Genomic DNA, 23468 nt, shown 5'->3' on the forward strand with positions numbered 1-23468 from the left:
CGGATGCAATACTCCCGGCGTGATCCGCCGGCCCATGGAGAACCTGGTGCGCCAGACCCCTCGGGCCCGCCTCGTCCGGATCAACCCCGGCCATCCCGACGTCCCCTCGGACCTCGGGGCACGAGCTCTGTCCGTTCCTCAGGGAGCGGACCGGCTCCTCGACGGGCTCGATCCCTGACGTCCGGCGGCAGCGCGCCTCCGTCACCACAGGAAGAGAAGTCACGACATGTCCCAGGCATCCGAGGTATCCCAGGCATCCGAGGTATCCGCAGCCACGATCGCCGTCACCGGCTCCACCGGCCGACTGGGCGGGCGCGTCGCGCGGCGACTGGCCGAGCGGGGCGTCCCGCAGCAGCTCCTGACCCGCAACCCGGCACGCGCTCCAAGACTTCCCGGCGCGGTGGCGGTGCGAGGCGACTACGCCGACCAGGACGCCGTACGGGAGGCCCTCGCCGGTACCCGCACCGTCTTCATGGTCTCCGCCTCCGAGAGCGCCGACCGGCTCGCGCAGCACAAGACGTTCGTGGACGCCGCCGCGGAGGCAGGCGTCCGGCACCTGGTGTACGTCTCCTTCTACGGCGCGGCGCCCGACGCCACCTTCACCCTGGCGCGCGACCACTTCCACACCGAGCAGCACATCCGCGCGAGCGGCCTGGCGTACACCTTCCTCCGGGACAACCTCTACGCGGAGTTCGTACCCGACCTCGTCGGCGAGGACGGCGTCATCCGCGGCCCGGCCGGGCACGGGCGCGCCGCGTTCGTCGGCCAGGACGACATCGCCGACGCCGCCGACGCGGTGCTGTCCCGGCCCGACGACCATGCGGGCCTCGCCTACGACCTGACCGGGCCCGAGTCGCTCACCCTGGACGAAGCGGCCGCAGTCCTGTCCGAGCAGCTCGGACGCACCGTCACCTACCGACAGGAGACGGTCGAGGAGGCCTATGCGTCCCGCGCCTCCTACGGCGCCCCGCTGTGGCAGCTGGACGCGTGGGTGTCCACCTACACGGCCATCGCGTCCGGCGAACTCGACGGCGTCAGCGACGCGGTGCCCCGCCTCACCGGCCGCCCCGCCACGCCCCTCGCCGACGTGGTCCGCGCGACCGGGCGCTGACCCGCACAGCCGTCGGCACCGCACGGCGCGCTCGCCGCCGACGGGCCCGAGGCCCTGGGCGGGCTCGTCGCCGGCACTGGGACGTCATCTCGCCCGTCCCGGACGAACTGCCCCACGGCAACGGCCTGTTCTGACATGAGCGATCTCACCTACGCAGGCAAGACGTGATCCATCCGCCGATGGCCCGGGCCCCGCGCGACGGTGTGCGGAGGCCGGGCCATCAGCACACCTCGTTCACCCGCCCCACCCGGAGCCTTTGATCATTCCGATCAGCGTCGAGTCCGATGCCGTCGCCGGGACGCGGACACAGCTCTCCGCGCTGCCCCTGGCCGCCTACCGGTCGGCCGTCGCCCTCGACGAGCCCGTCCGCCCCACGGCGGCCCCGGCCACAGCGGCTCGGCTGGACGCCCATGTACGCTCGGCACTACACCTGCTCAGCGCCGATCCGACCGTGTCCCGGCTGGGGCTGCGGGCCGACTCACTGAGACACCTCGCCGACGCCGGCACCGCCCGCCGGATGCTGCGCGCCCTGCTGACCGTACGTGATCCCGGTCCGTTACCGGAGGGAGCTGAGCGGGAATTGGACGCGCTCCTCGGCGCGGAACGGCGCCTGCGGCCCGCCGTCTCGGCACGTGAACTGCCCACGGTCGCAGAGGAGTTCCACGGCACGGCCTTCCGGGCCCCGGCCGAGGCCGTCCTATGGCGGGGAGGCGTCACCACCCTTGCCGCCGACGCCGTGGTCAACGCCGCCAACAGCCGCCTGCTCGGCTGCTTCCGCCCTCTGGGGGCCGTCCGCACGCGCAGGACGCGCAGGCCCTCGCCACAGGCGAGATGGGCCAGGGCGAGCAGGGCCAGGAAGCACAAGTGTGAGCTGGACAGCCGGCGCCAGGTTGGATGATGCGTGTATCGATCAGTCCTCGTTGGGCCGCCACAGCCAGCGCAGAGCGTCCGGCAGCAGGACGCCGCCGTGGTTGGGGCTGTGTCCGCCGTCTCCCAGGACAAGGCGGAAGTCGTAGCCCGCTTCGGCAAGAGCGGCTGCCACGCGCAGGTTTTCGGCGAGCCAGTTCCCCTGGGGCTCATTCCAGTGCAGGTCGCGGTGGCCGCTTTGCATGAAGACGCGCAGCGGCTTGCGGGGGACACGGGAGATGAGGTCCGGGTAGGGATTGCCGTCCGGCATCTGCGCGAAGCTGGACAGGTATCCGATGACGCGGCGGAACTTGTCCGGACGCAGCCACGCGGCGGTAAAGGCACAGTTGCCGCCGCTGCTCCCGCCGCAGATTCCCCACTGTTCGGGCGACTGGGCGATGGTGTACCGCTCCGCCACCTGCGGGATGATCTCAGTGAGGAGGAAGGTGACGTACCTGTCGTCGAAGGCGTCGTACTCGTTGTTACGGTTCTTCGGGTTCTCCGCATCGGGGAAGACGCCAGGATCGACGAACACGCCGATGGTGACGGGGATGTCGCCGCGGTGAATGAGGTTGTCCAGGACGATCGTGCCGCGTACCTCCCCTGCGGGGTCCAGGTACCACCATCCGTCCTGGAACACCATCAAGGATGCCGGTTCCGCCGGGTCGTACTGTGCAGGCACGTGTACCCAGAACTTCCGGAAGGTTCCCGGGTAGACCTCGCTGCCCTTCCACTCGAGCTCGACCGTCTCGCCGGCGGGCACGCCCGGCTGGAGAGCGGAATCGGGCCCGTGGAGGTAGCGCACGTCGAACTGGTCGATCGGAAGTGGCTGGTAAGGCATCTCCATGGTCACGGGGAGCAACCGTAGGGCGATCGCCACCCTTCGCCGCAACGGATTTACGTCCAGACGCTCCGACTGGCAGTGGGGCCCGCATCGTCGCGACGCGTCGCCAACGACGGGCCGACAGACCCGGTCTTCAGTTCTCCAGGACGAAGATCGGCTTGTGGCCGGGCCCGTCGGAGGTCAGCACGGTGGGGATCTCCTCCCAGGTGTGGAGGGAGCTGGTGACCAGTTCGGGGTGCAGCTTGCCGGCGGCCACCGCTTCAAGAGTCGGTGTCATGTTCGGCCGCGCATGCCCCTTGCCGTTGTGGAAGTGGACCCCGCGCTGGTAGAGCGCGAGCAGCGGGAGCTGGACGTCGTCGAAGTAGATGCCGACGCTGTTGACATGGCCCTCGGGCATGACCGACAGCAGCGCCTTGCGCAGCCGCTCGGGGTTGCAGCCGGCGTCCACCGCGAGGTGGAAGTCCTTCTCGCGCTTGCCGTGGATGTCGTGGACCTCGGCGCCGAGCTGCTCGGCGACCTTCATCCTGACCGGGTCGTCGTCGTAGTACACGGTGCGGGCGCCGGCGCAGTGCACCGCGACGTCGACGCAGTACAGGCCGATCGAACCGGTCCCGCCGAAGACCGCGACCTTCGGGGCGGTGATCTGGGCCACGGTCGGCATCACCGTCTCCCAGCCGAGCGCGAGGTTGTCGCCGATCGACGCCAGGTGCACGGGGTCGACCCCGGCGGGCAGCTTGGCGAGGTTGAAGTCCGCGTAGGGGACGCGGATGAGCTCGTCGAAGGTCCCGCCCCAGGCCCCGTTCACCGGAAGGCCGTACTGGGCGTCGCCGTGGAGGAGACAGCTGGCGGTGTGTCCGAGCTCGCACTGTGCGCAGGTGCCGCACGCGATGTGCCAGGCGACGCCGACGACGTCGCCGACCGCGACGTCCGTGCAGTCGGGGCCGACCTCGACCACCGTGCCCACGCACTCGTGGCCGAGCGGGAAGGGACCGAAGCCGGAGAACGGGGTCTTGTCGGCGATGACGTGGTGGTCGAGGTCGCACGTCGTGGCCGCGAGCGGGCGTACGAGCGCGTCCTTGCCGTCGACGATCGTGGGGGCGTCGACCTCGTCGAAGCGCAGTTGTCCGGGCGCGACGAACATCAGGCTCTTCATGGGAAAGCTCCTCCAGGATGATGTGCGGACCCTGGCCGACGGGTGTGGCTGCCGGCCAGGGCCAGAGTGGTCGGTCAGACGGTGCCGAGGTCCGGTGCGCCGGCGGCGAGGGCCTCCAGGAAGAGCGCGTCCGGGGGGCCGGCCAGTGCCTGCGCCAGGACGACGCCGATCTCCCGCATCGCGGCACCCTTCATGTGCGCGCCCAGCGCCTCCTGCGAGGCCCATTTCTCGATCATGACGAACTCCCCGGTGGTGCCCGCCTTGCGATGCAGCGCGTACAGCAGGCACCCGGGTTCGGCGTGCACCGCGGGTATGGCCGCCTTGAACGTCTTCTCGACCAGCTCTTCCTGGCCCGGCTTGGCGACGATCGTCGCCACCAGGACTACCGGCTCGGCCATGGGTGACCCCTTTCACGTTATGACAGTCGTTATAACCATGACAGATGCGGTGGTGCGCGGAGTCACCGGCTGCGCGATGTCGGACACCTCCGGCGGGGGGCTGGCGAAAGTCATGGGTGCACCTTCATTCCAGGGCCGCGAAGGCTGACTTGACGTACCGGGTCGTGCAGTCGTCGCCGAGCAGCCCGGCGCCCATGCGGTTCATGACGTACGCCATCGCAGCCCGGCGTTCCGTGTCGATCACGACCACCGATCCGCCCCAGCCCGTCCAGAAGCAGATCCGGCCTTCCGGCAGATACGGCACCGCGGGCGACGGCAGTCCGAAACCGAGCCCGAAGCGCAGCCCCGACTCGTCCGCGCCGCCCAGTGGTCCGGTGAGAGGTGGGGTCACGCTATGCTATGACGATCGTTATAAACAATGGGACCGGAAGGAATCGTTTCCATGAAGCCCAGCCCTACGGTGCGCGAGCGGATCGTGGCAGGTGCGGCCGACATGATCAGCCGGCGCGGCCTCAATGCGACCAGCATCCGCGAGACCGCCAAGTACACCGGGGCACCGCTGGGTTCGACGTACCACTACTTCCCCGACGGCAAGCAGCAGTTGGCCACGGAGGCCGTCCGGTACACGGGCGAGTGGACCGCCCAGGGTCTGCGCAGGGCACTGGAGGACGGTCCGGTCGCCGGACTGCGGGACTTCCTCGCCGTGTGGCGCAGGATCGTCGTGGACAGCGACTTCCGGGCCGGCTGCCCCGTCCTCGCCGTCTCCATCGAGGAACCCGCGACCGATGAGGCAACCACCGCCATCGCGGCCGCCGCCGACGTCTTCACCACCTGGGAGGACCTGCTCGCCGAATCGCTGCGCGAGCACGGCGTCGAGCCCGGCCAGGCGGCGCAGCTTGCCACGCTCGTCGTCGCCGCCGTCGAGGGCACCGTGGCCATGTGCCGTGCCAAGCGCAGCACCCAGCCCCTCGATGACACCGCCGAGCAGTTGCAGGCGCTCATCGTGGCCACGATCAAGGACTGAGCCACCTCCCGGCGTTCCGCTTCAGACACCCAGCGCGGCGCGCACCGCCTTGACCCGATCCTCGGTGAACACCCCGCTCTCCAGCAGCGGCAGGATCGACAGCACACCCCCGGACGAACCCCAACTGCCCTCGTCGATCACCCGGAAGTTGACCCACCAGGTCGGCTCCGGCTTCTCCAGCCCGCAGGCCGCCGCCAGCGCGGCCAGGACGCGGTCGATGACCTCGGTCCGCACCTCCTGCTGCCAGGCGGCGTCCATGACCGCGATGTCGATCACCATCACGTCGAGCTCCGGGCCGGCGTCCGCCAGCAGTCGGCCGCCGATGGCCATCATGTCCCGCTCACGTTCGACGAAGTGCACCTGGAACCCGACCCGGGCGGCCGGGGCATGCTGCCCCACCTCGGGCACCAGTACCGCGTCGGTCAGCGTCTCGGCCAGCTCACGGCGCTGCTCCAGACTCAGGCGACCCGTCGGCGCGTTCACGGTGACGATGGTCATGACATCCTCCTATGACAGTCGTTATAGGCAGTAGACTACACACTCCTATAACGACTGTCATATCCGGCACAGCCTGGGCCAACGTCGGGTAGCGGCACCGCACTTCGGGGTGGGCGCCGAGGTCGCTGTTGGTGACGGTCGCGCCGACGCGCAACCCACCCTCCACGACTCCGGCGGAGCCGCGGGCGGGGGTGTGGGGAAGGTCAGAGGCCGAAGACCGTGACCGTGGTGGCCCGCAGGGCCTCGGTGTCTCCGCCGCGATGGACAGGGCGGTCTCCTCGGGCGTACGGGCGCCGAGGTCGAGGCCGATCTGTGGCCCGAGCCTGGCCGGCTCCCGCTCCCCCAGGCCGGCTTCGCGCAGCCTGCGCTCGCGGTCGGCGTGGGTGCGCCGCGATCCCATGGCACCGACGTAGGCGACCGGCATGCGCAGCGCCTCCCGCAGCAGGGGCACGTCGAACTACGCCCCCGTCAGAACGGTGTTCCGGTCCGCCCTGGCCGGCGCCGCCCGCGACGAACCCGCAGCCCTCACCCAAGTGATCCGCGGGCCGGCCGAACTCCTGGGCTATTGTCCGCTGACGCGGAACGTAGTGGACTACAGTCCGCTTAGTAAGTGACTCATCGGGCTCAGGGTGTGGACCCAGGAGGCGAGGGAGCGGGGCTTTGAGGAACGACGGGCCTCAGCGGTCGGACGCACAGCGCAACCGGGAGCGCATTCTGGAGGTGGCACTGGTCGAGCTGTCGCGTTCTGCCGACGCGCCGCTGAGTCTGATCGCCAAGAAGGCGGGGGTGGGGCAGGGCACGTTCTACCGCAACTTCCCCAATCGCGAGGCGCTCGTCCTGGAGGTGCACCGGCATGAGGTGCAGTCGCTCACCGAGGGCGCGACCGAGCTGCTCACGACCAAGGCGCCCGACCAGGCGCTGCGCGAGTGGATGGACAGCCTGGCCCGCTTCGCCGTCGCCAAGGTGGGACTCGCCGAGGCCATGCGCCAGACCATCGGCACGTCGACCGCCTCGGAACAGCCGGGGTACGCGTTGGTGGTCGCGGCGATCGAAGCGCTGCTCGAGGCCAACCACGAGGCCGGCACCATCCGCCCCGGCGTGACCGCCGACGACTTCATCCTGGCCATCGCCGGCATCTGGCAGATCGACATCCACGGCGACTGGCACGACCAGGCGGCCCGGCTCCTGGACCTGATCATGGATGGCCTGCGCGCGGGCGCTCCCGGGCGGGACTGACGGCCGAGCAGGCGATAGCGGGAAGACCGGGCAGTGCAGCGCCGCACCGCGCCCACGCCCTGCGGCCTCGTCCTCTCGGCTCCGAGGACGAGGCGGCGGCCTTGATGCCCGGTGGGTGGACCGATACCACCCGGGAGGTCAGAGCAGGGCTTCGGGGGTGATGGGCAGTTCGCGGATCCGGCGGCCGGTGGCGTTGAAGACCGCGTTGGCGATGGCGGGCGCCACTCCGACGAGGACGATCTCACCGAGCCCCTTGACGCCGATCGGGTCCGCTTCGTAGTCCTGCCCATCGACGAAGATCGCTTTCCCGCCCGGCCGGAAGGCCGGGATTCCCTGCGAAGATCAAGGGATGGCCGGTTTCCAAGGGTCGTATGTGCTCATAGTCCACCTCTAACGCGAGGTGACCACAGCCAGGCACTCTTCCGTGACACGGAAGCCGTATTGCGCCCCCGTGCAGCCCGTCACGACGATGTCGCCACGACCCAAAGACGGGAGCCAGCCGCCATGCCGCACATCACCGCTTTCGCCAGGAACCAGTGGTACGTCGCCGCCTACAGCCACGAGGTCGGGCGTGAGGAGTTGCTCGGCCGGACGATCCTCGGTGAGCCGCTCGTCTTCTACCGGACCGAGGAGGAGGGCACCCCGGTCGCACTGGCCGACCGCTGTGTGCACCGCCGGTTCCCGCTGCACGAGAAGCCGAGCCGGCTGGACGGCGACCGGATCGTGTGCGGCTATCACGGCTTCACCTACGACACGACCGGTACCTGCGTGTACGTGCCCGGCCAGAAGCGTGTGCCGCGCACCGCCCGGGTCGCCTCCTACCCGGTCGTCGAGCAGGACTCCCTGGTGTGGGTCTGGATCGGCGACCCGGCGCTCGCCGACCCGCAGACCATCCCACGCGCCCGCCACCTCGACGCCCCCGGCTGGACGACCGTGCGGGGCATGGAGCCCATCGACGCGGACTACGGGCTCCTCGTCGACAACCTCCTCGACCTGTCCCACGAGACGTATCTGCACGGCGGCTACATCGGCACCCCCGAGGTCGCCGAGACACCGATCACCACCGAGGTCGACGAGGGCGCCGGCATCGTACGGGTCAGCCGGCACATGGACGACGCCGAGTGCCCCCCGTTCTACGCCAGGTCGACCGGCATCGAGGGCCGGATCACCCGCTGGCAGGACATCGAGTACCACGCGCCCTGTCTGTACCTGCTGCACAGCCGCATCGCACCGGTGGGCGTCCTGCCCGAGGCGGACGGCAGCGACCCGAACGGCTTCCACACCGAGATCACGTACGCGATCACACCGTCCGGGGACGGCAAGGTGTACGACTTCTGGATGGTCTCGCGGGACTGGGCGACGGACGACGACGAGGTCACCGAGTTCCTGCGCGGCAACAACCACACGGTGGTCATGCAGGATGTCGACGCGCTCAACCTCCTGCAGCGGACGCTCGGTTCGGAGCGGGCCGGGTACCAGGAGCTGAGCATCAACATCGACACCGGCGGCCTCGCCGCCCGCCGAATCCTCGCCCGGCTGGTCGAGGAGGGCGACAAGCCCGTGGAGAAGGTCCTGTGAGCACCGGCGCCACCGGCGAGATCTACCGCATCGACTGGCTGCCGGGCACCGACGTCCTGCACGGCACCTGTCACTGCGGAGCCGAGCACTCCTCGCAGGACCCGATCGAGATGTGGGAGTGGATGCTCGCCCACCCCGAAGGACACGAGCCACAAGGAAAAGCGTCATGAGCGACGTGTATGAGGCCGAACTCGTCGTCGGCCAGCGGGAGTTCGCGGCCGACGGCGTGCTCGCCCTCACCCTGCGCCACCCCCTGGGCGAGGCGCTCCCGGCCTGGGAGCCGGGCGCCCACGTCGACGTGGTGCTCGGGTCGGGCCTGGAGCGACAGTACTCGCTGTGCGGCGATCCGGGCGACCGTCACGCCTGGCGGATCGCGGTGCTGCGGGAGCCGGACGGGCGGGGTGGATCCGCCTATGTGCACGAGCAGTTGGGGCAGGGCGACAAGGTACGGGTGCGCGGCCCCCGCAACCACTTCGCCCTGCGCACGGCCGCGCGGTACCGCTTCATCGCGGGCGGGATCGGCATCACGCCGGTCCTGCCGATGCTGGCGGCCGCCGAGGCGGCGGGCGCCGACTGGACGCTCCTGTACGGCGGCCGCTCCCGCAACTCCATGGCGTTCACCGGGGAGTTGGCCCGGTACGGCGCCCGGGTCACCGTCGCCCCGCAGGACGAGACCGGGCTGCTGGACCTCGGTTCGGTGCTGGACGCGCTGCCCGAGGGCACCCTGGTCTACTGCTGCGGCCCCGGTCCGCTGCTGGACGCGGTGGAGGAACGCTGCCCGTCCGGTGCGCTGCACGTCGAGAGGTTCCAGGCGAAGGAGCAACCGGCGGGCCAGGACGGTGAGTTCGAGGTAGAGCTCGCGCAGAGCGGCCGTACGCTGACCGTCGCGCCGGGCGTCTCCGTCCTGGACACTGTGCGCGCCGCGGGCGTCGAGGTGCTCTTCTCCTGCACCGAGGGCACCTGCGGCACCTGCGAGACGGACGTCCTGGGGGGCACGCCGGAGCACCGCGACTCCGTGCTCACGGCCGAGGAGCGCGAGGCCGGGGAGACGATGATGATCTGCGTGTCGCGCTGTCTCGGGAAGAAGCTCGTCCTCGACCTCTGACCACGCGGGCAGCCGACCCCGAACCATATCCGTGGCAGTTGTCGGGCCGCATGCAGCAACGGGCGGCGATCGCCCGGGCACTCGCCTACCAGGAGCAGCTGAAGGTCGTTCTGCCGCCGGAGCGCGACCAGTTGTACACCCGGGTGGCTCCGTGTTTCGCCGAACTGCGGACCCATGTGGACCGGCAGATCCAGGCAGCCAAGCTGGGGTGTGACGGTCGCCCGCCGAGCCGGCCTGGCCGACCAGGGCGCCGTCGGCGACCTGAACGCCGACGGTGCCCGGTCGGCCTCGGGGTCGCTCGGGCCTCGGAGGCGCTCAGGCCTCGGGGGGTGGGACCACGCTGAGATGGCCCGCCGTGCGGCGCACGGGGCGCGTCCTGCGCGGTACGAACGCCGGACGGGTGTCGCGCAGCACCATCGTCAGCCGTGTGTACCCCATGTCCTGCAGCGTGCGCGGGGTGTCGCCGATAATGCGACACTCGGTGGCGCCCCAGCGCGGATCGGGGTGCAGGAGGGGGCGGACGGTCCCGTCGTGCTCGACGGCCTCCGCGCCGACCGCGCGGATCCAGTGCGGCAGGCCCTGCCGGTAGGCGGCCTCCATGATCGGGTCCGCGGCGATCTCGCGGCGGATCGCCTGCAGCACATGGTCGTGGCCCCGCCGCTCCACCGCCGCCGCGAAACAGGCGAGCATCGGCAGGCACCAGCGGGCCTCGTGATCGCCGAGAACCGAGGACGCGTCCGGATGAAAAAGGACGAACCGCATGAAGTTGTCGCCCGGCAGGGCCGTCGGATGCGGGCTCACGTCCCGGAAAAGTGACGCGAAAGCGGCGTTGGACTGCAGCACGTCCCAGCGGTGATCGAGGACGATGGACGGGAAGGGGACGGCCTCCAGGTATGCGGCGTAGTCCTGCAGATACGCCCGGGCCTCGGGACTCTCGGGGACGGGCCGCGGCACGGACCGCTGCTCTCCTGCCTGATATGCCATCGGGAGGTCACCCCTCTTGCCTATGCGGCCTTCACGCGGCGCCCCGATCCTGCTGCCCCGACGCGAGGCATGTCAACTATCGTGGCATTCCATGCTCGTTGACGGCTGAAATTGGCCACAGTTGTGGCGAGACCTGGATGTGAGTTCGAAAGACCGGTTACTCTCCACGCAGTTCAGGCGACCGTCCATGCCTGTGTGAGGGACGTGAGAGACCTAGGAGACCTTTCGGTGGCGGAGGATGGCTTCGAGGTTCCGGGCGCCACGGCGACGGTGCTGCTGTCGGCCGTCGTCGCCCGTGTCGCCGCGCTCGCCGACCGGCTCGGCGTGCCGCACGCGGAGGTCTTCGGCACCGGGCGGCTGTCCGTCGCCTCCGGTGTCCCGGAGTCCGTGGTCAAGGCCCTGCTGAGCGGCCGGCCCGCCGGTGAGCCCGATGTGCAGGCCCGCTTCCTGCAACGTCTGGACCTGCTGCGCCGTACGCGGCTCAAGCCGAATGGCCGCAAGTACACCCAGCAGGAGATCGCCGACGGCGCCGGCATGTCGCGCCAGCAGGCGGGCGCCCTCATCAACGGCGACCGGCGCCCCACGATGGAGCACTGCGACGCCCTCCAGCGCTTCTTCCGCGTCCACGCCGGATTCCTCACGGCCGAGGACCCGGAGGCGCTCGCGGGGGCCCTGCAGCACATCGAGCAGGAACTGCTGCAGAAGCTCGCCGCACGCGAGGCGGCCGCGGCCGTCGCGGACCCGCTGGAGCGGCTGTTGCAGGACCACGGCGTGCGCGGGATCGCGTGGCGGGCCGCCCAGCTGCCCACCGACCAGCACCGCGACAAGGTCGCCGAGTGGCTGGACATGCTCTTGGAGAGCGTGAAGCGGCCCGAGTCGTGATCCGGGGGAGAACTGTGAGCATCGCCAAGGAAATGCGCCGCCTCAGCGGCGAACTGGTCGCGGAACTGACCCTCTCCGCCCCGGCCGCGCCGGCCGAGCTGTACAGGGCTCTGTGCGACGGGATGAGCAGACGACGTGGCCGCCCCGTCCATTTCCGCATGGCCGCCTTCCCCGCCGACACGGCCAGCGGGCTGTGGCTCGACATGGCCGACCAGGACCTCGTCGTCATCGAGGAACGCACCGCGCCCGAGCACCAGTTGGTGATCCTGGGCCATGAGCTGTGGCACATGAAGGCGGGCCACTGCAGTCACCACGTCGAGGGCGCCGCGGTCGCGGCCCGTTTACTCACCGACGGGGCGGACCTCCAGGCGACGGTCCGCAGTGTCGCCGCCCGCACCCGCTTCGACCTGGCCGACGAGAAGCAGGCGGAGAGCTTCGGCCTGCTGCTGGCGAGCAAGTGCCGTACGTGGCTGGCCGGTTCGTCGCTCCGCGGTCGCGGCCAGCGGGACCACCTGGCGGGCCGCATCGAGGCGTCGCTGGGGTATCGGGGCCCGCAGAACTGAGACCCCGCACGGCGCGCTCAGGTCGCGCTGCGCTCGCCGGCCTCCCGCACGGCGCGTGCGGTGCCGTCCGCCCGGCCCGTCGCCCCTGCCGCGGGGCGGCCCTCGCGCAGTAGTGCCCGCCAGCGTTCGCGGCTCCAGTCGGCCGGGGCCGTGGTGCGGATGAACTCCTCGACGACCGCCCGGAATCGGGCGGGGTCGCTGTGGAACGGGAAGTGACCGGCCCCCTCGAAGATCTCCAGCCGGCTGCCCGGCATCGCCTCGTGGGCGTCGTACGCGTGCCGCACCGGCACCACGCTGTCCCGGTCTCCCCACAGCAGCATCGTCGGCATCCCGGCCGTCAGATAGCAGCGGTCGAGCATGGTCACGACCTGACCGCGCCAGTCGACGACCGCCCGCAGGGTGCGGATGAAGGCGCTGCGCGACGTCTCGTCCGGCAGCGCGTCGACGAGGTGGAGCAAGTCGGGGGCGTCCTGGCCGAGATCGGTGTCCAGCAGTTTCATCAACCGTATGACCAGGCCGACTTGAAGTCTGGCACCGGGCAACCGCAGTGCGGAGAGCGCCAGATGGGCGCCCGGCAGGGAGACCAGCCGTAGCGCGGGGTTGACCTCCCGACCGACTCCGCCCGCGCTGACGAGGACCAGCCGTTCGGTGCGCTCGGGGAACTGGTAGGCGAACTGCATCGCCACTCCCCCGCCGAGCGAGTGCCCCACCAGGGTCGCCGACTCGACGCCGAGCGTGCTGAGCAGATCACGTAGCCCGTTGGCGTACGCGGCCACCGAGTAGTCGGCGCGCGGTTTGTCGGAGGCGCCGTGACCGAGGAGGTCGGGGGCGATGACGGTGTGGTTGCGGGCGAGGTCGGGGATCAGCCCGGCCCAGGTCTTCGAGGAGTCGCCGATGCCGTGGATGAGGACCAGCGCGGGGCCCTCGCCGGCCATCCGGAAGGCGCGCCGGTAGCCGTGCACGACCCGGTACTGCAACTCCAGTTCCGCGTCGCCCACCGGGCGCAGTCGGGCGGCGCGCGCCGGGCGCCGCCGGGGGACGTCGACCATCCGCTCGCCTCCCTCGGTCGTTGGCCGTCGGCGGTCCGCCGAAAGCCGTTCACACCAGCGTAGGACCGCTTTCCGTCAGGGGATTTCGAGAAGGTTTCGCCTCCGCTAAGCGGGCGAACCATGCCCGGGCGAGACCGGATTGTCAGTGGTGGGCGGCAAGCTGGAAGGTGCGCCGCCGCACGGGGGCGTACGCGCCGTCAGGGGCGCGGGGGAGACGACGCCGACACGGGGAGAGCCGACCGATGCCCACAGCTGTACTGACCGACCGCGAGCGCACCGCCGTACGGGCATACCTGCGGCTGCTGCACACCGTACGCGCCGCCTTCGGCGACGAGGGGAGCGGCGAGGCCGTCGGCGCCTCGGGCCCGGCGCACGACCGGTTGCCGCCGATGGTGCCGCCCGCCGTCCTGGCCGAGGCGGAGCAGGCCCTGGCGGACGCGGGTCTGGCGGGCAACGAGGAGGAGTTCTTCCGGCTGCTGCACAGCTGGTACCCCGGCCCGTGACCGCCCGCACCTGAGCCGGCGCGGGCGGTGCCTCAGGCGTGCCGGACGGTGATCGCCGTGGCCACCAGCCCCCGCTGCACGGTCCAGCGGCCGTCGAAGTGCCCGAGCCGGTGGCCGCCGACCATCGGTCCGGGCACCAGCAGCCGGGCCCGGAAGGCCCCGTACGAGCGGTCCGCGGGGCCGACGGGGGTGAGGTCGATGTCGGCCTCGCCGAAGTCGAGCCACTTACGGGTGAGGGGGAACCACGCCTTGTAGACGGACTCCTTGGCGCTGAACAGGAGCCGGTCCCAGTGCACCTCGGGGCGGTCCGCGGCCAGTCGGCCGAGCCGCTCCGCCTCCGCGGGCAGGGCGACGGCGGACAGGACGCCCTCGGGAAGGGGCGCGTGGGGTTCGGCGTCGATGCCGACGGAGGCCAGATCACCGGCGCGGACCAGGGCGGCGGCGCAGTAGCCCTCGCAGTGGGTCATGCTGCCCCGCAGACCCTGCGGCCACTGCGGGGCGCCGCGCTCGCCCGGCAGCAGGGGCTGTGGGGGCACGCCGAGCTTCTCCATGGCGCGCCGCGCGCAGGAGCGTACGACGGTGAACTCGCGGCGGCGTTTGTCGACCGCCCGCACCATCAGCGCCTCCTCCTGCGGGTACAGCGGCGCGTCCCCGAACTCTCGGACGCCCTCCTCCCCGAAGGCCTCCACCGCCACCACCGACGCCGGCAACAGTTCGTCGATCACTTGGCCTCGGCCTCCCGGGGCAGGATGCGCCGCAGCCGGCCCGGGGGCTGCGGCCGCTTGCGCCATTCGCGGGGGTAGCCCACCGACACCTCCTCGAAGCGGACGCCCTCGTGCCAGGTGGTCCGCGGTATGTGGAGGTGGCCGTAGACCATGGTCTCGATCCGGAACCGGCGGTGCCAGTCGGCGGTCAGCTCGGTGCCGCACCACATGGCGAACTCGGGGTACCACAGGACGTCCATCGGGTGGCGGTGCAGGGGGTAGTGGTTGACGGGGACGACGGGCAGGTCGTCGGGGATCTCGGCGAGCCGCCGTTCGGTCTCGGCGACGCGGGCCCGGCACCAGGCCTCACGGCTCGGGTAGGGGTCGGGGTGCAGCAGGTACTCGTCGTTGCAGACGATGCCGGTGCTGTGCGCGTAGGCCAGCCCCTCCTCCTTGGTCGTACAGCCGGCCGGGAGGAAGGAGTAGTCGTACAGCAGGAACAGCGGTGCGACGGCCACCGGACCGCCGGGGCCCTCCCACACCGGGTATGGGTCCTCGGGTGTCGTCACCCCCAGGTCGCGGCAGACCTCGACGAGGTGTTCGTAGCGGGCGACGCCGCGCAGGGTGACCGGGTCGCCGGGGTGGGTCCACAGCTCGTGGTTGCCGGGCGTCCAGACGACCTTGCGGAAGCGGCTCGCAAGCGTCTTCAGCGTCCAGCGGATGTCGGCCACGTTCTCCGAGACGTCGCCGGCGACGAGTAACCAGTCCTCGTCCGACTCCGGGGCCATGGCCTCGACCAGGGCCCGGTTCTCCGGATATCCGATGTGCAGATCGCTGATGGCCAGCAGTTGTCCGGCGCCACCGGCCGTCGACGTCACCTTCCGCCCCCGCTCACTAGTCCACGCTCCGTATGCTCACGAACACATCAGTGCCACCACGAGAACACATTCACGCGTGGCGGACAAGGTCGAATCGGGTCGCCCTCGGGGCCGGCACCCGGCTCCACCTGCGCCGCAGCGCGCCTCTACACCGAGCGAGCGCCCCACGTGAACAAGATCGGAAAATCCGTAACACGCGTGTTGCACGCCGCACCCCTCGGAAGCCGTATGATCGCCCCAACACCACCGCCATGGACGTCCCTTCACGCAGGGCGGTTTGGTGACCCACCATTCCCCCTGCCCGGGCCGGGCTTGCTTCGCCCTGCCCGCGAACCGTGAAAGGCGGCCTCGCATGGTCTCTCGCGTACGCGTCTGGCTCAACCGCACGTACGCGGAGAACGTGTTCTTCACGGATCAGCTGCGACGAAATCCCAGCGACCGGGCCGTGGAGATCCACGCCACGCACGGTGACGCCGATTCCCCCGTCCTGGCCGCCGCCGACACCGCCGAGCTGGAGCCGGAGGGCCTCTCCCCCGCCGCGTACGTCGAGTACGCGCTCGCCCAGTGCAAGCGCCGGAGCATCGACGTGTTCGTGCCCCGGCTGCACCAGGAGGCGATCGTCGCGCACCGCGCCGACTTCGAGGCGGCCGGCACCGCGCTGCTCGCGCCGCCGCCGGAGGCCGTCGCCGTCTTCCATGACAAGGTGATCGCGTACGAGGCCGTACAGGCGATCGGGGTCCCCGTGCCGCCGTGGTTCCGGGTCCGCACCGCCGACGAACTCGTCGCCGCCGTCAAGGAGTTGGAGGAGGCCGGACACAAGGCGTGCTTCAAGCCCGCGTCCGGCGCGGGCGGGGTGGGCTTCCGGGTGATCACGCACGCCCCCTTCTCGCTCACACACCTCAGCGGGTTCCCGAGCCCGTACGTCCAACTGGACATGGTGGTCGAGGCGTTGAATCGGGCGGAGGAGCCGGTCGACTGGCTGGTCATGCCGCGCCTGGAGCAGCCGGAGGTGTCCGTGGACTGCCTCACGGGCCCCGACAACGTCCTGCGGATGGCCATCGGCCGGACGAAGAACGGCCGCCGCCGGGGCTTCACGCTGCACGAGCAGTGGCTGGAGCCGGCGCGCCTCATCGCCGAGGGCTTCGGACTGCACTACCTGTCCAACATCCAGTTCCGGATGTTCGGCGACCGGCCGGTGCTGATGGACGTCAACACCCGTCCGGCCGGCGGGCTGCACCAGCTGTCCCTGTGCGGCGTCAACGCGCCTTGGGCGGCAGTGCAGTTGGCGCTCGGCGAGGACCCGGGCGAGATCGTGCCGCCGTTCCTGGGGCAGGACTACACGGTGGTGTCGGGTCCGCGGCAGCTCCGCGCGGTGTCGCTGCCGCATCAGCGGGTCGAGGACACCGAGCCGTCACTGCCGGCCGTGCCCGCGCCCGCCGACCCCGTCGAGGTTGCCCCCGCGAGCGCGGCGCAGGCACTGCCGCTTTAGCCTGTCGGCTGGACAGCCCACCGGTATGGACCAATTCTGCCCGTCACCTTGACAGGTCGATTGGTCCATACCAACTTTGTTGCGCACCCCCTTGCACTCCCCCTGCACTCCCTTGCACTCCCGAACGCCCCCATTCCTCCAGGGAGATCGCGTGCGCAGCACACCGCTCGGACGCCCATGGCGTCGATTCCTCGCCCTGCTCGGCACCGCCGGGCTCGCCCTCGCCGGGGCCGTGGCCCTGCCGGGTACCGCCCAGGCGGCCAACGTCCTCAGCAACCCCGGTTTCGAGTCGGGCTCCCTCTCGCCCTGGTCCTGCACCGGCAATCTCGGCTCGGTCGTCTCCTCCCCCGTACATGGCGGCTCCAAGTCCCTTACCGGGGCGGTGAGTTCGAGCGACAACGCCAAGTGCAGCCAGACCGTCGCCGTCCAGCCGAACACCACCTACGCGCTGACCGGCTGGGTGCGCGGCTCCTATGTCTACCTCGGCGTCGACGGCGGAGCCTCCACCTGGACGTCGTCGCCGTCGGCGTACAGCCAGTTGTCGGTGTCCTTCACCACCGGGGCCTCGCAGACCAGCGCCACGATCTACGTCCACGGCTGGTACGCGCAGGGCGCCTATTACGCCGACGACATCAGCCTCGACGGGCCCGGCGGCGGGGGCGGCGGCACGGACACGCAGGCGCCGACGGCGCCCGGCGGACTGACCTCGACCGGCAAGACGTCCTCCAGTGTGTCCCTGGCGTGGAACGCCTCGACCGACAACGTGGGCGTCACGGCGTACGACGTCTACAGCGGGTCCGCGCGGGTGCTCACCGTCTCGGGGACGTCCGCGACGGTCAGCGGACTGTCCGCGAGCACCGGATACACCTTCACCGTGAAGGCCCGCGACGCGGCCGGGAACGTCTCCGCGGCCTCCAACGCGGTGTCCGTGACGACGAACGCGGGCAGCGGCGGCGGGACCGGGTTCAAGCAGGCCGCGCCCTATCTGTTCGAGGGCTGGGGAGACCCGCCGAACGTGTCGACGGTGATGAACTCCACCGGCGTCAAGTGGTTCACGATGGCGTTCGTGCTGGACGGCGGCGGCTGCAACCCGATGTGGGACGGCAACCGTCCGCTGACCGGCGGGGTCGACCAGAGCGTCATCAACCAGGTCCGCTCGGCGGGCGGTGACATCGTGCCGTCGTTCGGTGGCTGGCAGGGCAGCAAGCTCGGCGCCAACTGCTCCTCGGCGAGCGCGCTCGCGGGCGCGCTGCAGAAGGTGATCGACGCCTACTCCCTCAAGGCGATCGACATGGACATCGAGAACACCGACGAGTTCGAGAACGAGGCCGTGCAGGCGCGGATCCTCACCGCGTTGAAGACGGTCAAGGCCAACAATCCGGGCCTGAAGACCATCGTGACCTTCGGGACCTCCACCACCGGGCCGACGTACTACGGCAACCGCCTCATCGAGCAGGCCAAGTCGCTCGGCGCCGACATCGACGTCTTCACCATCATGCCGTTCGACTTCGGCGGCGGTGCGGACATGTACGGCAACACCGTGAACGCGACGGAGGGGTTGAAGGCCAAGCTGAAGTCCGCCTTCGGGTGGGACGACGCGACGGCCTACGCCCACATCGGCATCTCCGGCATGAACGGCCTGTCCGACCAGCAGGAGAACACCACTCCGGCGATCTGGACGCAGATCCGTGACTGGAGCAACAGCCACCACATCGCGCGGCTCGCCTACTGGGCCGTCAACCGCGACCGGCCGTGCCCGGGCGGGGGCGTGGTGAGCAACTGCTCCGGCATCAGCCAGAGCACCTGGCAGTTCACCTCCATCACGGCCGGCTTCACGGGCTGAGCTCCTCGGAAGCGAAACGAAAGTCCCCCGGATTCCGGTCCGGGGGACTTTCTTTCGCGGAAGGTGTATCAGGACCCGGGGTGGCTGCTCTTAAGGGTGAAGGGCCCCACGGGGGGAGCTTGGGGGAAGCGCCGGGGCCCGGCGGGGGAAGCACAGGGATCGACGGGGGAAGAACGGGAATCGACGGGGGATTCCCGGGGGATCGGGGGATCGGGTCGGTCGGCCGCTGTCACGGGGAGCGACCGACCGACCCGAACGCATGTCCCCTCTTCCCTTCAGAAGCGTCCCGAGCCCCGGTACAGCTCCAGTTCGCCCTCCAGTTCCACCGCGAGCACCGTGGCGTGCGGGTCGAGGTCGGACCCCGCCGGGGGGTCGATCCACAGCACACCGACGGCCTCGTGCAGCCCGCCGACCACGCGATGGGCCAGTTCCGTTCCGGTGCCGAGCACCGTGACCCTACGGACCGGTGTGACCAGACCCCGCACACCGATCTCGGAGCGCGGGATGTCGAACAGCGTGAGGTAGAGCGTGCGACGGTCGGCGGACAGGGTGCTCGGCCCGTAGTGGTGCCCGGCCGGGAGCCCCCGCACCGTCCCGTACACGGCCTCCGCGTGTTTGCGGATCCACTCCCCCAGCCCTTCGAGGCGCTCGACCTGCGGCCGCGGGATGGTGCCGTCCTCCATCGGGCCGACGTCGAGCAGCAGATTGCCGCCGCCCCCGATGGTCTCCGTGAAGTAGCGGACCAGCTGGGTGAGCGACTTGTGGTTCTGGTCGTGGTGCCGGTACCCCCACGAGTCGTTGATGGTGAGGCACAACTCCCAGGGCCCGGGCGGGGGTTCGATGGGCGCGCCCTGTTCGGGGGTGGCGTAGTCGCCCTCGCTGAGCATGCGGGCGTTGAAGACGACGTCCGGGGAGTACGAGCGGATCAGCGCGGCGAGTTCCTTGATGCGCCACTGCTCCTCGCTGCGGTCCCATTCGCCGTCGAACCACATGAGGTCGGGCCGGTAGCGGGAGGCCAACTCCGTGATCTGGCCGTCCCGGTAGGCGATGAACCGCTCCCAGGCCACCAGGTCCTCGTCCTCGGCCGAGCACTCCGAGTAGCGGTTGTCCTCCATCTCCGGCGGGCGGCCCGGCTTGCGGGTGGTGGCGTAGTCGGGGTGGTTCCAGTCGGAGTGCGAGTAGTACAGGCCGACCTTGAGGCCCTTCTCGCGCAGGGCTTCGGCGTAGCCGGTGAGGTAGTCGCGGCCCAGGTTGAGGTTCCCGTAGGCGGTGTCCCACAGGGCGACGCCGTCGTGGTGGCGGCTGGTGAGGACGGCGTACCCGGCGCCCGCCCGGGCGAACAGGTCGGCCCAGGCGCGCGGGTCGTAGTGCGCGCCGGTGAAGCGGTCGAGCTGGGACATGTACTGGTCGTGCGGCACGATGTCGTCGTAGAACGACCAGGACTCCTGGACGCCGTCGACGGCGTAGATCCCCCAGTGGACGAAGATCCCCAACTTGGCGTCGGTGAACCAGGGTTGCATGGGCACGGCTGAACTCCTCCGCAGGGCAGGGCACTTCGAGGGCCGGGGGCGGGCGCGCGGTGAGGCGTGATGCCTGGTGTGGGTCGCGGGCCCGCCCCCTGGGGGGCCGTTGCTAACGGCTGGTGGCGGCGCGTTCCAGACGGAGCGTCAGGATCTGGAAGGGGCGCAGGACGACGTCGACGGCGCCGTCGGCACCGAGGGTCGCCGGTTCCAGGGGCCGCTCCAGCAGGTCGGTGATCTGCGCGCCCGCGAGCGGGAAGCCCGTGCGCAGGGCGCCGGTGGCCCGGCCGCCGCGGGACTCGTAGAGCCGGACGACGACGTCGCCGGACTCGTCGTCGGCGAGCTTCACCGCCTCGACGGTGATGCCGTCGCCGGTCACCGAGACGACCGGCTCGGGCGCGCCCGCCGCGTCCGCCACGCGCAGCGGAAGGTTGAGGGCGTAGCCCTCGGCGACCGCGTCCTCGATGCTCGCGCCGGGCAGCAGCGCGTAGGTGAAGCGGTGCCGGCCCTGGTCGGCCTCGGGGTCGGGCACGCGCGGGGCGCGGACCAGGCTCAGGGCGACCGTGGTCGTCGTACCGCCGTCCTCCCGGACCGTGCGTGAGACGTCGTGGCCGTAGGTCGAGTCGTTGATGACCGCGACGCCGTAGCCGGGCTCGCCGATGTGCACCCAGCGGTGGCCGGAGACCTCGAACCGGGCGGCCTCCCAGCTGGTGTTGGTGTGGGTGGGGCGCTGGATGTGGCCGAACTGGATCTCCGCGGAGGAGTGCGGTGCCCGGACGTCGACCGGGAAGGCCGCCTTGAGGATCTTCTCCGCCTCGTGCCAGTCGATGTCGGTCTCGAAGTCGATGCGGGGGCTGCCGGCCCGCAGGGTGATCGTCTGGGTGATGGTCGAGCCCTTGCCGAAGGAACGGGTGACCCGGATCGCGCCGACCAGCGGGTCCTCCTCCACGACCGTCACCGCGTCCGGCTCCAGCAGGTCGGTGTAGCGGTTCTTGTAGTGCTTGTCGATGTCCCAGGCGTCCCAGTAGTTGGGGAGGTCGGTGTGCAGGCGCAGCAGATTGCCCGGGTCGGCGAGGACTTCGCGGTTCGAGCGCAGATCGTAGACGGAGGACAGGGTGCCGTCTTCCGCGACCTGTACCCGGACCAGGCCGTTGTCGAGGATGCGTCCGGCGACCGTCACGGGCTGCGGGAGCCCGGCGGCGGTCGGGCCGGCCAGCGGCGCGCTGCCGCTCGCGGACACCTCGACATACGCGGGTGCGCCCTCGGGCGTGCGGACCACCTCGGCGCGGGCGTACGGGCTGGTGTTGAAGACACGGGCGTCGCCACCGCCCAGTGCGGCCACCGCCTGCGCCGTCAGCGCCTCCAGTTCCTCGGCGACACGCGCGTACTCGGCCTCCGCCTCACGGTGCACCCAGGCGATCGAGGAGCCCGGCAGGATGTCGTGGAACTGGTGCAGCAGGACCGTCTTCCACAGCCGGTCGAGCTTGTCGTACGGGTAGGCGTAGCCCGGCGCGTGCAGTGCGGCCGTCGTCGCCCAGAGCTCCGCCTCGCGCAGCTTGTGTTCGCTGCGCCGGTTGCCCTGCTTGGTGCGGGCCTGGGTGGTGTAGGTGGCACGGTGCAGCTCCAGGTAGAGCTCGCCGACCCAGACCGGCGCGTCCGGGTACTCGGCGCGGGCCTTGGCGAAGAACGCGTCGGGGTGTTCGACGACGACCTTCGGCGACCCTTCCAGGTCGGCCAGCCTGCGTGCCCGTTCCATGATCTCGCGGGTGGGGCCGCCACCGCCGTCGCCCCAGCCGAAGGGGGCGAGCGACCGCGTACCGCCGCCCTTCTCGGAGTAGTTGCGCACGGCGCGGTCCATCTCCTCGCCGCTGAACCGGGCGTTGTAGGTGTCGACCGGCGGGAAGTGCGTGAAGATGCGGGTGCCGTCGATGCCCTCCCACCAGAAGGTGTGGTGGGGGAACTTGTTGGTCTGGTTCCAGGAGATCTTCTGGGTGAGGAACCACTCGTTGCCGGCGAGCTTGGCGAGCTGCGGGTAGGCGGCGTTGTAGCCGAAGGAGTCCGGCAGCCAGACGCCCTTGGTCTCGATGCCGAAGTGCTCGATGAAGAACCGCTTGCCGTGCACGAGTTGGCGGGCGATGGCCTCGCCGCCGGGCAGGTTTCCGTCGGACTCGACCCACATGCCGCCGACCGGCGCCCACTGCCCCTTCTTCACCGACTCCTGGATCCGCGCCCACACCTGCGGGTAGTTGTCGCGCACCCACTCGTACTGCTGGGCCTGCGAGCAGGCGAAGATGAAGTCGTCGTACTCCTCGGCGAGCGAGGTGACGTTGGAGAAGGTGCGGGAGGTCTTGCGCTTGGTCTCGCGGATCGGCCACAGCCAGGCGGAGTCGATGTGCGCGTGGCCGACGCCGGAGATGGTGTGGGCGCTGGCGTGCGCGGGGCGGGCCAGGACGGGGGCGAGGACCTCGCGGACGGCGGCGGCGGTGCCGGAGATGTCGTCCAGGTCGAGGGCGTCCATGGCGCGGTCCAGGGCGTGCATGATCTCGTGGCGGCGCGGCTCGTGCTCGCCGAGGTGGACCATGAGCTCGCGCAGCACCTGGAGGTCGAGGTCGAGGTGCCAGACCTGCTCGTCGAGGACGGCGATGTCGGCGCGGCGGAAGGTGTAGAGGGGACGGTCGCCCGCCGTCAGCACATCGCCCAGCGGGGTCGGGCCCGCGAAGTCGTTCGCCAGGATGTCCGGGTTGGAGGCCGCCTCCACCAGGTAGTCGATGCTCTCCCCGCCCGTCGCCGGGTTGCCGATCGGCACATACTGGTTGAGCGGGTTGACCGCCTTCAGCGGGGTTCCGTCGGTGCGGTGGACGAGGGCCTCGGCCTGGTTGCCGGGCCAGTCGCCCACGAAGCCGAGGTCGATGACGGCCTCGACGCGCTTGCCGGCCCACTCGGCGGGCACCTGGCCGCGCATCCGGAACCAGGTGGTGCCCCAGGGCGGGCCCCAGGGGGTGTCCATCGCGAAGGGCTCGTAGGCGGCGGCCGCGGCCTCGGCGAAGGGGACCGGCTCCCCCGGCGCCTGCCAGGCCTCGACCTCGAAGGGCACGGTGGCCGCGTAGATCGCGGGCTTGATGCGCTGGTTGTGGACGCGCTCGACGCGCTCCTCGATGCGGCGGCGTTCGTCATGCATGGGGAATCTCCAGAGAGGGACC

At 70.7% G+C, this 23468-nt stretch carries 24 protein-coding genes and 2 pseudogenes; 14 read left to right on the top strand and 12 right to left on the bottom strand.

The genetic code is table 11. The features are described from left to right. Positions 1-19 precede the first annotated feature (19 nt). The 3 genes from B5557_RS44455 to B5557_RS07115 all read left to right on the top strand — a co-directional run bounded on the left by B5557_RS44455 (position 20) and on the right by B5557_RS07115 (position 2009). Positions 20-178 carry a hypothetical protein gene (locus B5557_RS44455; RefSeq protein WP_180291483.1) on the top strand — a complete coding sequence of 53 codons (159 nt, stop codon included), beginning with the start codon at positions 20-22 and terminating at the stop codon, positions 176-178. Between the two features lie 48 nt (positions 179-226). Further along, a complete protein-coding gene (locus B5557_RS07110) occupies positions 227-1111 on the top strand; it encodes an SDR family oxidoreductase (protein WP_079658320.1) in 885 nt (294 codons plus the stop codon). 256 nt (positions 1112-1367) lie between these two features. Further along, positions 1368-2009 carry a hypothetical protein gene (locus B5557_RS07115; RefSeq protein ID WP_197697291.1) on the top strand — a complete coding sequence of 214 codons (642 nt, stop codon included), beginning with the start codon at positions 1368-1370 and terminating at the stop codon, positions 2007-2009. 12 nt (positions 2010-2021) lie between these two features. Here B5557_RS07115 and B5557_RS07120 read toward each other — a convergent pair whose 3' ends face one another. The 4 genes from B5557_RS07120 to B5557_RS07135 form a co-directional block, all read right to left on the bottom strand. Beyond that, a complete protein-coding gene (locus B5557_RS07120) occupies positions 2022-2864 on the bottom strand; it encodes an alpha/beta hydrolase (RefSeq protein WP_231976536.1) in 843 nt (280 codons plus the stop codon). A 130-nt stretch (positions 2865-2994) separates the two neighbouring features. Then, positions 2995-4014: a zinc-dependent alcohol dehydrogenase gene (locus B5557_RS07125; RefSeq protein ID WP_079658321.1), complete on the bottom strand. Its 1020-nt coding sequence runs from the start codon at positions 4012-4014 to the stop codon at positions 2995-2997. Between the two features lie 74 nt (positions 4015-4088). Then, the gene (locus tag B5557_RS07130; RefSeq protein ID WP_079658322.1) at positions 4089-4412 is read right to left on the bottom strand and encodes a putative quinol monooxygenase; all 324 of its coding nucleotides are present in this window, start codon (positions 4410-4412) and stop codon (positions 4089-4091) included. A gap of 124 nt (positions 4413-4536) precedes the next feature. Further along, complete coding sequence (locus tag B5557_RS07135; RefSeq protein WP_231976285.1) at positions 4537-4803, bottom strand: beta-lactamase family protein; 267 nt, start codon at positions 4801-4803, stop codon at positions 4537-4539. A gap of 51 nt (positions 4804-4854) precedes the next feature. Here B5557_RS07135 and B5557_RS07140 point away from each other — a divergent pair, with 51 nt between their 5' ends. Further along, positions 4855-5436, top strand: a complete 582-nt coding sequence (locus B5557_RS07140) for a TetR/AcrR family transcriptional regulator (protein WP_079658323.1) — start codon at positions 4855-4857, stop codon at positions 5434-5436. Between the two features lie 21 nt (positions 5437-5457). Here the strand turns inward: B5557_RS07140 and B5557_RS07145 are convergent, their stop codons facing one another. Both B5557_RS07145 and B5557_RS07150 read right to left on the bottom strand, forming a co-directional pair. Next, positions 5458-5934 carry a tautomerase family protein gene (locus tag B5557_RS07145; RefSeq protein WP_079658324.1) on the bottom strand — a complete coding sequence of 159 codons (477 nt, stop codon included), beginning with the start codon at positions 5932-5934 and terminating at the stop codon, positions 5458-5460. A gap of 250 nt (positions 5935-6184) precedes the next feature. After that, a pseudogene (locus B5557_RS07150) lies at positions 6185-6391 on the bottom strand (XdhC family protein); the annotation flags it as partial. 203 nt (positions 6392-6594) lie between these two features. Between B5557_RS07150 and B5557_RS07160 the strand changes: the two are divergent. From B5557_RS07160 to B5557_RS44900, 5 genes and pseudogenes are all read left to right on the top strand, one after another. Next, positions 6595-7170, top strand: coding sequence for a TetR/AcrR family transcriptional regulator (locus B5557_RS07160; RefSeq protein WP_079658326.1), 576 nt, complete (start codon positions 6595-6597; stop codon positions 7168-7170). Between the two features lie 504 nt (positions 7171-7674). After that, on the top strand, positions 7675-8748 hold the full coding sequence (locus tag B5557_RS07165; RefSeq protein WP_079658327.1) for an aromatic ring-hydroxylating dioxygenase subunit alpha: 1074 nt from the start codon (positions 7675-7677) through the stop codon (positions 8746-8748). Next, entirely contained in the window at positions 8745-8918 is a 174-nt protein-coding gene (locus tag B5557_RS44180; RefSeq protein ID WP_099935498.1) for a hypothetical protein, read from the top strand. The genes B5557_RS07165 and B5557_RS44180 overlap by 4 nt, the downstream gene beginning before the upstream one ends. Continuing rightward, entirely contained in the window at positions 8915-9853 is a 939-nt protein-coding gene (locus B5557_RS07170) for a PDR/VanB family oxidoreductase (RefSeq protein WP_079658328.1), read from the top strand. Before B5557_RS44180 ends, B5557_RS07170 begins: the two co-directional genes overlap by 4 nt. Positions 9854-9879: 26 nt before the next feature. Next, a pseudogene (locus tag B5557_RS44900) lies at positions 9880-10062 on the top strand (hypothetical protein); the annotation flags it as partial. 106 nt (positions 10063-10168) lie between these two features. On the opposite strand, the gene B5557_RS07180 reads toward B5557_RS44900, so the two are convergent. Further along, positions 10169-10837, bottom strand: coding sequence for an MmyB family transcriptional regulator (locus B5557_RS07180; protein WP_079658329.1), 669 nt, complete (start codon positions 10835-10837; stop codon positions 10169-10171). A gap of 228 nt (positions 10838-11065) precedes the next feature. Here B5557_RS07180 and B5557_RS07185 point away from each other — a divergent pair, with 228 nt between their 5' ends. Further along, a complete protein-coding gene (locus B5557_RS07185) occupies positions 11066-11719 on the top strand; it encodes a helix-turn-helix domain-containing protein (RefSeq protein WP_079658330.1) in 654 nt (217 codons plus the stop codon). Between the two features lie 32 nt (positions 11720-11751). Further along, positions 11752-12282 carry a toxin-antitoxin system, toxin component gene (locus tag B5557_RS07190; protein WP_079658331.1) on the top strand — a complete coding sequence of 177 codons (531 nt, stop codon included), beginning with the start codon at positions 11752-11754 and terminating at the stop codon, positions 12280-12282. A gap of 17 nt (positions 12283-12299) precedes the next feature. On the opposite strand, the gene B5557_RS07195 is transcribed toward B5557_RS07190, so the two are convergent. Next, complete coding sequence (locus tag B5557_RS07195) at positions 12300-13331, bottom strand: alpha/beta fold hydrolase (protein ID WP_079658332.1); 1032 nt, start codon at positions 13329-13331, stop codon at positions 12300-12302. 242 nt (positions 13332-13573) lie between these two features. On the opposite strand from B5557_RS07195, the gene B5557_RS07200 reads away from it, so the two are divergent. Continuing rightward, entirely contained in the window at positions 13574-13834 is a 261-nt protein-coding gene (locus B5557_RS07200) for a hypothetical protein (RefSeq protein WP_079658333.1), read from the top strand. Between the two features lie 32 nt (positions 13835-13866). Here the strand turns inward: B5557_RS07200 and B5557_RS07205 are convergent, their stop codons facing one another. Continuing rightward, the gene (locus B5557_RS07205) at positions 13867-14559 is read right to left on the bottom strand and encodes a 4'-phosphopantetheinyl transferase family protein (RefSeq protein ID WP_079658334.1); all 693 of its coding nucleotides are present in this window, start codon (positions 14557-14559) and stop codon (positions 13867-13869) included. Beyond that, positions 14556-15416: a metallophosphoesterase family protein gene (locus B5557_RS07210; RefSeq protein WP_079658335.1), complete on the bottom strand. Its 861-nt coding sequence runs from the start codon at positions 15414-15416 to the stop codon at positions 14556-14558. Before B5557_RS07210 ends, B5557_RS07205 begins: the two co-directional genes overlap by 4 nt. Before the next feature lie 352 nt (positions 15417-15768). Between B5557_RS07210 and B5557_RS07215 the strand changes: the two genes are divergently transcribed. Together B5557_RS07215 and B5557_RS07220 are read left to right on the top strand one after the other, a co-directional pair. Then, on the top strand, positions 15769-16905 hold the full coding sequence (locus B5557_RS07215) for an ATP-grasp domain-containing protein (RefSeq protein WP_079658336.1): 1137 nt from the start codon (positions 15769-15771) through the stop codon (positions 16903-16905). A 151-nt stretch (positions 16906-17056) separates the two neighbouring features. Then, positions 17057-18748: a carbohydrate binding domain-containing protein gene (locus B5557_RS07220; protein ID WP_079658337.1), complete on the top strand. Its 1692-nt coding sequence runs from the start codon at positions 17057-17059 to the stop codon at positions 18746-18748. A 275-nt stretch (positions 18749-19023) separates the two neighbouring features. On the opposite strand, the gene B5557_RS07225 is transcribed toward B5557_RS07220, so the two are convergent. Next, positions 19024-20274 carry an alpha-L-fucosidase gene (locus B5557_RS07225; protein ID WP_173877648.1) on the bottom strand — a complete coding sequence of 417 codons (1251 nt, stop codon included), beginning with the start codon at positions 20272-20274 and terminating at the stop codon, positions 19024-19026. Between the two features lie 106 nt (positions 20275-20380). Further along, entirely contained in the window at positions 20381-23446 is a 3066-nt protein-coding gene (locus tag B5557_RS07230) for an alpha-mannosidase (RefSeq protein ID WP_079658339.1), read from the bottom strand. Positions 23447-23468 lie beyond the last annotated feature (22 nt).

This window comes from Streptomyces sp. 3214.6, from assembly GCF_900129855.1.
In the GTDB taxonomy this organism is placed as follows: Bacteria; Actinomycetota; Actinomycetes; order Streptomycetales; family Streptomycetaceae; genus Streptomyces; species Streptomyces soliscabiei.

What these genes read in the sequence shown, in the direction of transcription:
- B5557_RS07125 (WP_079658321.1), bottom strand. Translation starts at nt 4,014, where the DNA reads ATGAAGAGCCTGATGTTCGTCGCGCCCGGACAACTGCGCTTCGACGAG.
- B5557_RS07130 (WP_079658322.1), bottom strand. Translation starts at nt 4,412, where the DNA reads ATGGCCGAGCCGGTAGTCCTGGTGGCGACGATCGTCGCCAAGCCGGGC.
- B5557_RS07110 (WP_079658320.1), top strand. Translation starts at nt 227, where the DNA reads ATGTCCCAGGCATCCGAGGTATCCCAGGCATCCGAGGTATCCGCAGCC.
- B5557_RS07200 (WP_079658333.1), top strand. Translation starts at nt 13,574, where the DNA reads ATGCCCACAGCTGTACTGACCGACCGCGAGCGCACCGCCGTACGGGCA.
- B5557_RS07180 (WP_079658329.1), bottom strand. Translation starts at nt 10,837, where the DNA reads ATGGCATATCAGGCAGGAGAGCAGCGGTCCGTGCCGCGGCCCGTCCCC.
- B5557_RS07170 (WP_079658328.1), top strand. Translation starts at nt 8,915, where the DNA reads ATGAGCGACGTGTATGAGGCCGAACTCGTCGTCGGCCAGCGGGAGTTC.
- B5557_RS07195 (WP_079658332.1), bottom strand. Translation starts at nt 13,331, where the DNA reads ATGGTCGACGTCCCCCGGCGGCGCCCGGCGCGCGCCGCCCGACTGCGC.
- B5557_RS07145 (WP_079658324.1), bottom strand. Translation starts at nt 5,934, where the DNA reads ATGACCATCGTCACCGTGAACGCGCCGACGGGTCGCCTGAGTCTGGAG.
- B5557_RS07120 (WP_231976536.1), bottom strand. Translation starts at nt 2,864, where the DNA reads ATGGAGATGCCTTACCAGCCACTTCCGATCGACCAGTTCGACGTGCGC.
- B5557_RS07215 (WP_079658336.1), top strand. Translation starts at nt 15,769, where the DNA reads ATGGTCTCTCGCGTACGCGTCTGGCTCAACCGCACGTACGCGGAGAAC.
- B5557_RS07165 (WP_079658327.1), top strand. Translation starts at nt 7,675, where the DNA reads ATGCCGCACATCACCGCTTTCGCCAGGAACCAGTGGTACGTCGCCGCC.
- B5557_RS07230 (WP_079658339.1), bottom strand. Translation starts at nt 23,446, where the DNA reads ATGCATGACGAACGCCGCCGCATCGAGGAGCGCGTCGAGCGCGTCCAC.
- B5557_RS07140 (WP_079658323.1), top strand. Translation starts at nt 4,855, where the DNA reads ATGAAGCCCAGCCCTACGGTGCGCGAGCGGATCGTGGCAGGTGCGGCC.
- B5557_RS07190 (WP_079658331.1), top strand. Translation starts at nt 11,752, where the DNA reads ATGCGCCGCCTCAGCGGCGAACTGGTCGCGGAACTGACCCTCTCCGCC.